General features: G+C 43.1%; 11 protein-coding genes. 8 read left to right on the top strand and 3 right to left on the bottom strand.

The window, feature by feature from the left end; all coding sequences use genetic code 11:
- Positions 1-83 precede the first annotated feature (83 nt).
- Positions 84-356 (top strand): hypothetical protein, encoded by a 273-nt coding sequence (locus ACIQ0H_RS13075; protein WP_403415311.1) that lies wholly within the window; start codon positions 84-86, stop codon positions 354-356.
- A 47-nt stretch (positions 357-403) separates the two neighbouring features.
- Here ACIQ0H_RS13075 and rpoN read toward each other — a convergent pair whose 3' ends face one another.
- Positions 404-1,711 carry an RNA polymerase factor sigma-54 gene (gene rpoN, locus ACIQ0H_RS13070; RefSeq protein ID WP_403415308.1) on the bottom strand — a complete coding sequence of 436 codons (1,308 nt, stop codon included), beginning with the start codon at positions 1,709-1,711 and terminating at the stop codon, positions 404-406.
- Between the two features lie 525 nt (positions 1,712-2,236).
- Between rpoN and ACIQ0H_RS13065 the strand changes: the two genes are divergently transcribed.
- Complete coding sequence (locus ACIQ0H_RS13065; RefSeq protein ID WP_403415305.1) at positions 2,237-3,709, top strand: alanine/glycine:cation symporter family protein; 1,473 nt, start codon at positions 2,237-2,239, stop codon at positions 3,707-3,709.
- Positions 3,710-3,863: 154 nt separating this feature from the next.
- Here the strand turns inward: ACIQ0H_RS13065 and ACIQ0H_RS13060 are convergent, their stop codons facing one another.
- Positions 3,864-4,967 (bottom strand): M24 family metallopeptidase, encoded by a 1,104-nt coding sequence (locus tag ACIQ0H_RS13060; RefSeq protein WP_403415303.1) that lies wholly within the window; start codon positions 4,965-4,967, stop codon positions 3,864-3,866.
- 369 nt (positions 4,968-5,336) lie between these two features.
- On the bottom strand, positions 5,337-6,401 hold the full coding sequence (locus ACIQ0H_RS13055) for a M24 family metallopeptidase (RefSeq protein WP_403415300.1): 1,065 nt from the start codon (positions 6,399-6,401) through the stop codon (positions 5,337-5,339).
- A gap of 243 nt (positions 6,402-6,644) precedes the next feature.
- On the opposite strand from ACIQ0H_RS13055, the gene desA reads away from it, so the two are divergent.
- From desA to kynA, 6 genes are all read left to right on the top strand, one after another.
- Complete coding sequence (gene desA / locus ACIQ0H_RS13050) at positions 6,645-7,697, top strand: Delta(5) desaturase DesA (RefSeq protein ID WP_403415297.1); 1,053 nt, start codon at positions 6,645-6,647, stop codon at positions 7,695-7,697.
- A gap of 124 nt (positions 7,698-7,821) precedes the next feature.
- Positions 7,822-8,952: a sensor histidine kinase gene (locus ACIQ0H_RS13040; protein WP_483882535.1), complete on the top strand. Its 1,131-nt coding sequence runs from the start codon at positions 7,822-7,824 to the stop codon at positions 8,950-8,952.
- A gap of 1 nt (position 8,953) precedes the next feature.
- Positions 8,954-9,562 (top strand): response regulator, encoded by a 609-nt coding sequence (locus ACIQ0H_RS13035; protein ID WP_403415290.1) that lies wholly within the window; start codon positions 8,954-8,956, stop codon positions 9,560-9,562.
- Positions 9,563-9,720: 158 nt separating this feature from the next.
- On the top strand, positions 9,721-10,986 hold the full coding sequence (gene kynU, locus ACIQ0H_RS13030; RefSeq protein WP_403415287.1) for a kynureninase: 1,266 nt from the start codon (positions 9,721-9,723) through the stop codon (positions 10,984-10,986).
- Positions 10,983-11,618 carry an arylformamidase gene (kynB, locus tag ACIQ0H_RS13025; protein WP_403415284.1) on the top strand — a complete coding sequence of 212 codons (636 nt, stop codon included), beginning with the start codon at positions 10,983-10,985 and terminating at the stop codon, positions 11,616-11,618. Before kynU ends, kynB begins: the two co-directional genes overlap by 4 nt.
- Complete coding sequence (kynA, locus tag ACIQ0H_RS13020) at positions 11,611-12,429, top strand: tryptophan 2,3-dioxygenase (protein ID WP_403415281.1); 819 nt, start codon at positions 11,611-11,613, stop codon at positions 12,427-12,429. Before kynB ends, kynA begins: the two co-directional genes overlap by 8 nt.
- The last annotated feature ends 6 nt before the right edge of the window (positions 12,430-12,435 follow it).

Below are 12,435 nucleotides of genomic sequence, written 5' to 3'. Positions count from 1 at the left end.
ACTTTTTCAGAATATTGTGGCTATCCGTTCCGCAATTCATATATACTAGTAGTAGCAAGTAGTTTTTCAAGGGGGGATTAGTGGTGGGATTGTTCACTTTTCTAGCAATAATAGTGGGGGCATTACTTGTTACTTTTGTATTAATGATGGTTGGGGAAAAAATTATTGACTTAGTTGTTCGAGAAAGCTGTACGCCATTTATTAAAATAATAGGTTCACTGGTATTTGCACTAGGGGTTCTCTTTGCAATCATGTTCAGCGTAGATAAGGTTTCGGGAATTGGAGTTTTTTTGTTAAGTGGGATTGTGATTGTGTTGAATAAATATTGGTTCGGGCATTTTTCTGGAGGACAGTAGATTAAGTAGTAAAAAGGAATGGAGACGACTGTCATCTCCATTCCTTTTTATAGTTGAATTTCCTTCCGCTTACTAGAAGGTGGGATTCTCATTTCTTCTCGATATTTGCTAATCGTTCGTCTGGAAATGGTAATGCCTTTTTCAGTTTCAAAGTATTCCGCTATTTTTTGATCGGAATAAGGTTTGAACTTATTTTCTTGCGCAATGAAGCTTTCTAGCAATTTCTTCACGGTTGTTTGGGAAATGCTGTTGCCGTCGGTTGTTTCAAGCTTGGACGTGAAGAGGATCCGGAGATCGAAAGTGCCAAAAGGTGTCTGAAGTACTTTGTTTGTTGTGGCTCGGCTTACTGTCGATTCATGCATTTCAATGGCCTCGGCGACTTCTTTCAATGTTAAGGGCTTTAATGCAGATGCTCCGCTTTTAAAAAACGCTTCCTGACGTTCTAATAGGACATGCATAATCTTGATAATCGTATTTCGGCGTTGCTCAATGCTACTCAGTAACCATTGATAGCTCTTATGATAGCTGTTGAAGTATTTTGATAGATCACCTTTTGCTTGTAGATAATGTACGTAATCTGTATTCATCTGAATCGCTGGTAAATAGCCATCATTCAGATGAAAAACAAATGCATCATTTTTCCACTCGACTACGACATCAGGAGTTGAATACTCTGTTGAACAATTCGTAGTGAAAGTGCATGGCCTTGGGTTCAACGTTTGGATGAAGTCGTAAAGACCTTTCACTTCAGCCATTGTGATCTTCATATGTGAAGCAATCGCATTCCATTTACGGTCCGCAATTAATTGTAAATGATTTTTAACCAAAAGCTCCGCTAACTCATTTTCCGGATACATATGGGTGATTTGCAGAAGCAGGCACTCTCTTAAATCCCTAGCGCCTATCCCGGCGGGCCCCACTTGCTGAAGAAGATGAATGCCCTCAGTGATTTCTCGTTCGTCAAACTCCAAATAGCAATTTGAATCATGTATCTGTAGATAGCCATTGTCATCGAGATTATAAATGAGGTAGTTTAGTAATTTTTGTGTATAGTCATCCGGAAACATAAACTTTGCGTGTTCGAACAATTCGTCACGCAAATTTTTCTCGTTACCTTGAACAGCATCGACGGGCATCCCAGAGGATCCGAAAGACGTTGCCTGACGATTTACACGCTCTTCATAGGAAGGGTTGTCTTTTTTTTCTTGTAGTTCGATGAGTGGGTTTTCCAGCTCTTGCTGCCTAATGTATTGTTCTAGCTCGTAAGTTGATAGTTGTAGAAGTTCAATGGCCTGCCTTAACTCAAGAGTCATAGACAGATGTAGTTCTTGCCGCTGTTGGAGTACCATTTCCATAGGGATACCTCCTTAAAAAGGATTGTTAACGCTTTCAAAAGTATAGCACATTATCGAATGGGGTTCGATAGTAAAAAGAATTTTCAGATATGTGTAAAAAATATTGACATCCGTATATAGAAATATACACATTTCAATCGAATTGCTAGATAGGATTAGGTGTAACATCCCGAGCCGTATGATTTGGTCTTAATTGTTAGTTCAATATGGATATTGTTACCCCATCAATCCCATCAGTAATGGGTAGTGAAGTCGAATTTACATTTGGAATGGTATACCGAGTTATCAAGAAACCACTTACTTGGCACGGAAGTTGCAAAATAGTTAAGCATGGAGAAGAGAAATGAAAAGAGGGGAATTGGTTAATGGACTTTTCAGGTTATAAATAGTGCAAAAATGTAAGTAGTAATGAAAGCGGTTCCAATGAAAGCGAAATAAAGGTGTCTATTCGGGCGGCCTAGTTACAATCTTGTGAATGCATAAAAAGATTCAGCCTGTATTGAAATAAAAGTGGGGGGATACTAAATGGAGAATCTTGTAAACTGGTTAGTTGATCAGGTATGGAGTATAGGGTTGGTCATCTTTGTGCTGGGGGCGGGGTTATTTTTCACGATTGTTACACGTTTCGTTCAACTAAGATACTTTAAAACAATGATCAAGTTGATATTTGAAGGTAAAAGTTCAGACTCAGGAATATCATCTTTTCAGGCTTTTTGTTTAGCGCTGGCGGGACGAGTAGGGATTGGTAATATTGCTGGGGTGGCTACGGCTATTGCCTTCGGAGGTCCGGGGGCAATTTTCTGGATGTGGGTAATGGCATTATTAGGCGGAGCGAGTGCATTTATTGAATCCACCCTATCCCAAGTATATAAAAGTAAGATTGGAAACGAATACCGGGGAGGTACACCCTTCTTTATCGAAAAAGGATTGGGCATTCGGTGGTTCGGAGTAGTGATGGCGGTTGTTGTTACGCTATCCTATGGCGTCTTAGTACCAGGAATCCAAGCGAATAGTATTGCGATTGGGTTTGAAAATGTAATCGGTTTGAATAGAAATATTTCCGGCATTCTACTGGTTGTATTGCTTGGGGTAATTATTTTTGGTGGCGTGAAGCGAATTGCAAGTGTCGCGGACAAGGTTGTTCCATTCATGGCACTTGGTTATGTAATTGTTACATTCATCGTGTTATTTGCGAATATTTCTGAGGTTCCTAAAATGTTCTCGCTGATTTTCTCAAGTGCGTTCGGCATGAATGAGGCGTTCGGAGGAATTCTCGGTGCAGCGATTGCTTGGGGAGTCAGGAGGGCTATCTTCTCCAGTGTTGCGGGTGTTGGTGAGGCAACCTACAGTTCTGCAGCGGCTGAAGTTTCCCATCCTGCTAAACAAGGCTTAGTGCAAGCGTTTTCGATTTATATCGATACAATTGTGGTATGTACGGCAACGGCTTTCATGATTCTCGTGACGGGCATGTATAGCGTTACACCGGAAGGAAAAGAACCAATTGTGGATACAATGGGGGGGATTGAGGCTGGACCTATCTACACGCAGGAAGCGGTAGAGACAGTTTTCCCAGGTTATGGGGCATTGTTTGTGGCCATTGCCATCTTCTTCTTCGCGTTTACCACTTTAATGGCCTATTATTATATCGCTGAAACAACCATTGTGTATCTAGATCGAAAACTAAAGGCGCAGTGGCTGAAAACAGTTTTAAAACTTGGATTTTTAGGTATGGTCTATTTCGGCAGCGTCAAATCCGCGTCGCTTATGTGGGCTCTAGGAGATTTGGGCTTCGGAAGTATGGCTTGGCTTAACCTAGTTGCGATTTTATTGTTGACTAAGCCTACGTTAAAAGTGTTGATGGATTTTGACATCCAGATGAAGGCAGGAAAAGACCCGGTATTTGATCCGATTAAAGTGGGAATCAAGGGTGCTGATTTCTGGGAAGACAGATGCAAAGAGAGGGAATTGGATTCGTCTAAAGAAAAGAGAATTGGATAAGAGACTGTACTGAGAGATGGGCTTCTAAATGCTCTTGATGCCCAAAGTAAAGTAACAAGATAGTCACTTACTTTAGTCAGCGAGAGGATAATAAAAAAAGATAAAAGGCGGCCAATTACATAGGCTGCCTTTTACCTTTTTAGAAACCTAGTAGTTAAAGGATCTGAAGTTGTTTCGGGAAGGACGTCAATACTTCGACTTGTCCCTCTTCATTAATGTAGACGATATCTTCTATTCGAACTCCGCCAACCTCGGGAATATAAATGCCGGGCTCAATAGTAAATACAAGTCCATTCTCAGCAAGATCCTCATTTTTGTGATGGATAGAAGGCTCTTCATGCACTTCAATTCCTAGGCCATGCCCAACGCGGTTATTGAAGTACTCGCCATAGCCATGATCAATGATGACATTTCTTGCGGCAATATCGAATGTTTTCAAAGGCACTCCAGCTTGTACTGCGTTAATGCCGGCTTCATTGGATTGAAGGACGATATCGTAGATTTCTTTTTGTTTGTCGGAAGCTTCTCCAATGATGAAAGTTCGCGTAATATCGGAACAATAGCCGTCTTTGATCACTCCGAAGTCAATCAACAAATAATCGCCTTGTTGGATTTTCCGTTCTCCCGGCGAACCATGTGGCAAGGCTGCTTTTTCGCCAGTTAGCACGATGCTCGAGAAAGAAGTGCCGTCTGCCCCGAAAGTCTTCATTAGATATTCCAATTCTGCAGTCAATTCCACTTCGGTCATGCCAATCTTTACTTTTTTAATGCCTTCCGCTAACACCTGTTCAATGATTTCGATGGCTTTCATGATCTGTCCAATTTCTTCTTTGGACTTTTTCATTCTTTGTGCATTGACGAATGGTTGAACATCGACAACTTGTACATGAGGGAAAGCTGTTAGTAGGCTATTATATTGATAATAGCTTAATGCCTTCGCTTCGATGCCGAATGTACTTGCTACCTTACCAATGGTTTGTTGAACAACTTCAAAAGGAATTTGCTCGTCCGAAATCGGAATGATTCTGGCAATGTCGGAAGCCTGCTGGGCGGCCTCATTGTCTAATGCTGGTACAAACAAATAGTTTTCATCGGCGTGTGTGTCCATTACCAAGGACATAAACCGCTCGAAGGGTTCAGAATTGAAGCCCGTATAATAGTAGACGTTCGCTGGTGAAGTAATCATTACTGCGTCAATGTTGTTCTCGGTAAGGTGCGCTTTTAATTGTGCTCGTCTTGTTTCGTAGATTGTAGTCAAAAGAGATTCCTCCTCAAATTGGTTGATGGGTAGTGATGCTTATGAAATCAAATAAGTGTTTGTATCAATTTTATAATAGAAATATCGAACTTACTATCCGAACAAAGTTGATTTGCGCTTCAGGCGGACGCTTTCCGCGGGCACGGCTTCATCTGTTTCGCTGCTCCCAACGCTTCGCTTTTGGTCGCAAAAGCCGTTCTGCGTGACGGCTCTTCCTGTGGGGTCTTCAGTTCGCGCTGTTCCCGCTGGAGTCGCCACCTTACGCTCCGATCAACGAAAGTAGTAGACTATATTGACGAATGGTCAAATGAATAATCATATAGTGGTTCGGTTTTATAAACGTATTAGGTACTAATAAAATTGACTCGCTTACAAAATAATTAATTCTTTTGGTGATTTTGTAAGGATTTCAATGCCGTCAGCAGTGACCAAGATATCGTCTTCAATTCGGACTCCACCAAGGTTTGGAATATAAATACCCGGTTCGACAGTAAGCACCATTCCAGATTCAATGCGTTTCTCGCATGTAGTAGACATGAAAATTTCCTCGTGGAGATCTAAGCCTACACCATGCCCGGATCCGTGTCCATATTGCTTTCCATACCCTTTTTCAGTGATGTAATCTCTTGAAAGGGCATCCGCTTCTCGGCCTGTCATTCCTGCTTTAATCCCCGCGAGTGCATTTTCCAGTGAGTCTAATACGATTGTGTAGATCCTTTTTAATTCATCTTGTGGTTCACCTACCGCAATCGTTCTAGTCATATCGGAACGGTAGCCTTGATAATAGGCGCCGTAATCGAGTGTGATCATATCGCCGGTTTCGATGACCTTTGTAGTCGCTACTCCATGTGGAAGAGCGGAGCGATGACCAGAAGCAACGATAGTGTCAAACGCTGACGATGCTGCCCCTTGTTTCCTCATATAAAACTCCAACTCGTTGGCTACATCGATTTCTGTAATACCAGGGCGAATATAAGTTAAAATATGCGTAAATGCAGCATCAGAGATTTCAACTGCTGTTCGAATCTTTTGGAGTTCTTCCGCTGTTTTAATGGTACGTAGCCCTTCGATGACACCTGAAAGAGGAACCATCTCAGCTTGTATGGCTTCTTGATATTGAGTGTGCACACGATAAGTTACATTTTCTTGTTCAAATCCTAGTCTTGAAAGGCCTAATCGCTCGGCCATCTTGGCAACCCCTGTGAAGACGGATTGTCTTTCTAGCTCGATAACCGTATAGTTTTCAGCCTGTGATTGGGCTTGATCGACGTAGCGGAAATCTACAAAGAGACACGCTTCTGATTTCGTAATGACGACTGTCCCGGCGCTGCCCGTGAATCCAGTGAGATATCGGCGGTTGACACCATTTGTAATGATGACGCCATCTACTCCAAGTTGATCAAACTGTGCGCGTAGCTTTGCTAACTTCTCCATGTGTATTCCCCCAAAGTATATTTTTCATAGGTTTATAAAATCTCCCTCTTCTATTTTAACGCTTTATTACGAGAATTGCATGAATAGTTTGGTAGGTGAAGGGAGATTGTGAATCAATTCACAATACATGATAAGTGTCATACTCAATATCATGACATTTATGTCTTCTGTGAAGTTTGAAAGTTCTTTATTATAAGGGTAAGAAGTAAATGAGCGAAAAAACATCTATCCGGGGAGGATATTATGAGTAAAGAAAAAACGAAGCAGCTGCACAAAGATGTTGCCCCTTTTGCAAAGTCAGATCAGAAGAAAAGTATCATGCAGATCGTTAACACAATACCCCCGTTTCTAATACTATGGTTCTTGGCCTATCAAAGTCTGTCCGTGTCGATTTGGCTGACTCTTGGAATCGCTGTCATTGCGTCAGGATTTGTCATCCGAACGTTCATCATTTTCCATGATTGCACGCACGGTTCATTCTTCAAGAACAAAAAGATGAATGATATTGTGGGTACGGCTACTGGCGTTTTGACACTGTTTGCCTACGAGAAGTGGAAACGTGAACATTCTATCCACCATGCAACAAGTTCAAATCTTGATAAGCGTGGTGTTGGCGATATTTGGGTTATGACGATTGAAGAATATGTGGCAGCATCGAAATGGCAGCGTTTTGCTTATCGTTTGTACCGTAATCCACTCGTGATGTTTGGATTTGGTCCACTATACCTCGTGCTCATTTCAAGCCGTTTTAATCGTAAGGATGCGCGGAAGAAAGAGCGTAACAATACGTATTTGACGAATGCAATTTTGGTTGCCATATATACGGGTATGGTCTTACTAGTTGGTTGGCAGGCGTTTGTTATCGTTCAAGGGTCTATCATGTTCGTTGCAGGTGCGCTTGGTATTTGGTTGTTCTATATCCAGCATACGTTTGAAGACTCATATTTCGAAGAGGAATCTGATTGGGATTACGTAAAAGCTGCTGTTGATGGCAGTTCGTATTACAAGTTACCAAAAGTGTTACAGTGGGCGACAGGTAATATCGGCTTCCACCATGTGCATCACTTGGCACCACGTGTACCGAACTACAATTTAGAGTTGGCGCATGAAAAGACACCACCTCTTCATCAGGCAACAACAATCACGATCAAAACAAGTTTGGAATCGATCCGCTTCCGCTTGTATGATCCAGAACGTAAACGATTTGTCGCTTTTAAAGACGTCAAGCATCTTGTCAAGTCAGCAAGGGCTTCGATTGATTTGAAACCGAAACGTACGGGCTTAGACGTTAAATGATGTAAGAAACAGTCATCACTTTAGTGGGATGACTGTTTCTTTTTGTTATACTAGAATTACTTCATCCAGTTGGTCCGATAGAAAACCGGGCATAATGGAATAGATAGGACGGTGAGTGAGAGGCATGCAAAGCTGGTATAGTATTTTTCCGAAAAATCCATGGCTGAGTATCTATGCGTGGGTGATCTTTTGTTTTTTGCCGTTCTTTTTCATTTTCAGATCATCGTCATCGATTGGTATTTCGATTGGTATCTTGTTGTTATTGATGTTCTTTTTGTCATTTCGCTTTTCATTTACATCGAAAAGTGGGCTGGTCTATATGTGGCTCAGTTTTGAAATGGTCATTAATATTGTCATGACGCTGTTATTCGGTTATGTGTACTTATCTATATTTACTGCGTTTTTCATTGGGAATATCCGTAATCCGGTTGGCTTTTTCATTATTTATGGACTACATATTGCGTTCACAGTGGGTGCGATTGTTGCTGGATTTTTTATCGAGATTGATTTGTTTCTACCGCAAGTTCATTTCATCCTCATTTCGGTGATTGGAACGGTTTTGCTACCGTTCAATTTGTATAACCGTAATAAGCGTGAAAACTTGGAGGGGCAATTGGAGCATGCTAAAGAGCGAATTTCGGAATTGATTATCCTGGAAGAACGCCAGCGAATTGCTCGTGATTTACATGATACGCTTGGACAGAAACTGTCACTCATTGGCTTGAAGAGTGATTTAGCAGGGAAATTAGTATCGCGTGATCCACGGGCAGCGGAAAGAGAGTTGCATGATATTAGGCAGACGGCAAGTACTGCGTTGAAGGAAGTACGTGAGCTAGTGGCGGATATGCGTGCCATGAAGCTTGAAGATGAATTGATGCGCATTCAGCAAATTTTGAAAGCGGCTGAAATGGATTTCACGATTGTTGGGAATCCGGTGTTCACGAATATCCCAGGAATTGTTGAAAATGTGTTGAGCATGTGTTTGAAAGAAGCTGTGACGAATGTTGTGAAGCATAGCTATGGGACGTCTTGTCGGATTGTATTTGAGCAATTGCCGAATGAATTCGTGATTACAGTCGAGGATAATGGAATCGGTATTACAAGAGGCGGAGAAACGTCTCCAGGCAATGGATTGAAAGGGATGCGAGAGCGGCTTGAATTCATAAATGGCAGCCTTCGAGTTGAGGGCGGTGAGGGTACGAAGTTATCGATTCGAGTACCAGTCATTATTAAACATATTATGGAAGGAGATTGACATGATACGTATTGTTATAGCGGAAGATCAGGGAATGATGCTCGGCGCATTGGGTTCATTGCTCAATCTGGAAGAGGATATGGAAGTTGTCGGCAAGGCGAAGAACGGCCAAGAAGCTGTCGCTCTGGTAAACGAGCAGCAACCAGATGTCTGTATAATGGATATTGAAATGCCGGTGATGACGGGACTTGATGCGGCAGAATCATTGCGGGGGACGGACTGCAAAATCATCATTTTGACGACGTTTGCCAGAACGGGTTATTTTGACCGCGCTCGCAAAGCAGGGGTACGCGGTTATTTGTTAAAAGATAGTCCGATTGAAGAGCTGGTCAGTTCCATCCGAACGATTATGGATGGTAGACGGATCTATGCACCAGAGCTCGTGGATATTGCTTATGAAGACGATGAAACAGAAAATCCACTGACTGAGCGGGAAAGCCAAGTGCTTGGACTGATTGCCGATGGCCGGACGACGAAAGAAATTGCGGGCGAGTTGTATTTAACGCCAGGGACTGTGCGGAATTATATCTCAGCGATTCTTGAAAAACTGGGCGTTGGTAATCGAATCGAAGCCATTTCTCGGTTTAAGGATAAGGGCTGGTTTAAATAGGAGTAAGGGTGCCGACAGAGATGTCGGTTTTTTTTGTGTTTTTTTCTTAATTGACAAGGCCTGACTCTCCATTATGTGGAATAAACCGTGTCATGAGTGAACGCTAGTGTGGTATGATTTTATTGAAAATGGAAATTTCGAACAAGGGGGAATAGGGTGTGTATGGGATTGACTATGCAAAGGGTCTTGATGACAAAGATAGCCTTGCGAAGTACAAAGAAGAATTTTATTTACTAAAAGATACAATCTATATGGATGGCAATTCGCTCGGTTTATTATCGAAAAGGGCGGAGCAGACGCTACATAGTTTACTGGATTCATGGAAAACGCTAGGCATTGAGGGCTGGACAGAGGGGGACAATCCGTGGTTTTACCTTTCAGAATCCGTCGGGGAGAAAATGGCGCCGCTTGTAGGGGGAACGACGAGTGAAGTTATCGCTACGGGTTCGACCACAACGAACCTGCATCAGCTTGCCGCAACGTTTTATAAGCCGACGGGAGATAAAACGAAGATTCTTGCGGATGAATTGAATTTCCCTTCGGATATTTATGCGCTGAAAAGCCAATTGACCTTGAAAGGGTATGACCCTGAAGAACATCTAGTGCGTGTCACAAGCCGAGATGGTCGATTTTTAGACGAAGCCGACATCATTGAAGCGATGACGGATGAGATTGCACTGATTGTCTTACCTGCTGTGCTTTATAGAAGTGGGCAGGTGCTCGATATGGAGCGACTGACAGCAGCGGCAAGTGAACGTGGCATTCCGATTGGCTTCGACTTATGTCACTCGGTCGGTGCGGTTGAACATGCTTTGCATGACTGGGGAGCGGATTTTGCTTTTTGGTGTACATACAAACATTTGAATGGTGGACCTGGTTCAGTTGCAGGCTTATTTGTTCATGACAAACATTTCGGTGCTGTCCCTGGGCTAGCGGGATGGTTTGGATCCAAAAAAGAATCACAGTTTGATATGGATCATACGATGGATCCCGCAATGGATGTCTCTGCGTACCAGATTGGCACGCCTCATGTGTTGAGTTTAGCGCCGGTTATTGGCGCGCTTGAATTGTTTGAGGAAGTCGGTATAAGTAGAATAAGGGCGAAATCACTCGAATTGACAGAATATATGTTGAATTTGCTCCACGTGGAACTTTTTGGAGCGGGATTCGTAATCGGTAATCCGGTTGACGAGTCGCGTGGGGGACATATTTTGCTTGAACACGAAGAAGCTGCTCGTATTTGTAAAGCGTTGAAAGCGGAAGGGGTCATCCCTGATTTTCGGGCACCAAATGGCATTCGACTTGCACCTGTAGCCCTGTATAATTCCTTTGAAGATGTCTGGCATACGGTTCAGAAATTGAAAGTCATTATGGACGAAAAACGGTATGAAAAGTTTGAGAATAAAAGGGGTGTCGTGGCATGACGGGAGAATGGATTGATATTTCACAACCGCTTCAAAATGAGATTGCAGAATGGCCAGGCGACACGCCGTTTACCTATGAAGTTGCTTTTGCTAAAAAGGATACAGGCTCGGTCAATATCGGGAAGATGACAACGAGTACACATATGGGCACACATATCGATGCACCGTTTCACTTTGATGATAATGGCAAGCGAGTGCTCGATTTGCCGATTGACTTGTACATTGGACGTGCGCGTGTGATTGATGTGACAGGTGTTGACAGCGTGGGTCGTGCGGAGTTGGAAGGAATCGATTTCGGCGGAGCGGAACGGATTTTATTGAAAACGGGCAGTCGACCTGATGCGAATGTGTTTCCGGAAGCATTTACCGTTTTGCGTGCGGATATCGGTCTTTTATTGAAAGAGCGTGGTGTACGGCTGATTGGTATCGATACACCATCCGTTGACCCGGAAGATAGCAAGTTGATGGAAGCGCATCATGCACTCAATGACAATGGCGTGATGATTTTGGAGAATATCGTGCTCGGGGCAGTGGAACCGGGCGATTATGAACTAATTGCATTGCCGCTACCGTTAAAAGATAGCGATGGCAGTCCAGTGCGTGCGGTAGTTAGGAGATGCAGTCATGAGTGAAAAAGGGATTCATACAGATTTTAAAGATAATATGACATACGGGGAATACTTAAATCTAGATAAGTTATTGTCGAGTCAACAGCGCTTATCCGGTCATCATGACGAAATGCTGTTCATCGTGATTCATCAGGTGAGCGAGCTGTGGATGAAGCTGATATTGCATGAGCTTAGCACGGCGATAGAGCTGATTGAGAAAGATGAATTGCCGGAAGCGTTTAAAATGTTAGCACGCGTATCGAGAACACAGACGCAGATTATTCAGGCGTGGGATGTGCTTGCGACGTTGACACCGGCTGAATATATGGAGTTTCGCGAGAGCCTGGGCAGAGCATCCGGCTTCCAGTCATATCAGAATCGCATGATTGAATTTGCGCTGGGCTATAAACAACCGCATATTTTAAAGATTTACGAAAAGGACCCGGAATTGGCGAACCAACTTCAAGTAGCGTACCTTGCACCGGGGATTTACGATGTAGCGATTCGTGCACTGGCAAGGGCAGGCTTCCCTATTAACCCGGAATTGCTAACGCGTGACTTTTCCGTTACGTATCAAGGGGACCCAACAGTTGCCGATGCATGGCTGGAAGTGTACCGCAATGTCGATGACCATTGGGATTTGTATCAGCTTGCTGAGAAGTTGGTCGACATTGAGGATAGCCATCAGCAGTGGCGCTTCCGCCATATGAAAACGGTTGAGCGAATCATTGGATTTAAAATGGGGACAGGTGGCTCGTCTGGCGTCAACTATTTAAAGTCCGTGCTGGATCATCGATTTTTCCCGGAATTATGGGATGTACGCACAAAACTATAAAGGAAA

The organism is Sporosarcina sp. NPDC096371 (assembly GCF_044762865.1).
Lineage (GTDB): Bacteria > Bacillota > Bacilli > Bacillales_A > Planococcaceae > Sporosarcina.
The sequence above is the reverse complement of the archived record's forward strand: the minus strand, read 5'-3'. Positions and strand labels throughout refer to the sequence as shown.

Excerpts from the sequence above, each read along its gene's own strand:
- rpoN (WP_403415308.1), bottom strand. The coding sequence starts at position 1,711 with ATGGAAATGGTACTCCAACAGCGGCAAGAACTACATCTGTCTATGACT.
- ACIQ0H_RS13065 (WP_403415305.1), top strand. The coding sequence starts at position 2,237 with ATGGAGAATCTTGTAAACTGGTTAGTTGATCAGGTATGGAGTATAGGG.
- ACIQ0H_RS13055 (WP_403415300.1), bottom strand. The coding sequence starts at position 6,401 with ATGGAGAAGTTAGCAAAGCTACGCGCACAGTTTGATCAACTTGGAGTA.
- desA (WP_403415297.1), top strand. The coding sequence starts at position 6,645 with ATGAGTAAAGAAAAAACGAAGCAGCTGCACAAAGATGTTGCCCCTTTT.
- ACIQ0H_RS13040 (WP_483882535.1), top strand. The coding sequence starts at position 7,822 with ATGCAAAGCTGGTATAGTATTTTTCCGAAAAATCCATGGCTGAGTATC.
- ACIQ0H_RS13035 (WP_403415290.1), top strand. The coding sequence starts at position 8,954 with ATGATACGTATTGTTATAGCGGAAGATCAGGGAATGATGCTCGGCGCA.
- kynB (WP_403415284.1), top strand. The coding sequence starts at position 10,983 with ATGACGGGAGAATGGATTGATATTTCACAACCGCTTCAAAATGAGATT.
- kynA (WP_403415281.1), top strand. The coding sequence starts at position 11,611 with ATGAGTGAAAAAGGGATTCATACAGATTTTAAAGATAATATGACATAC.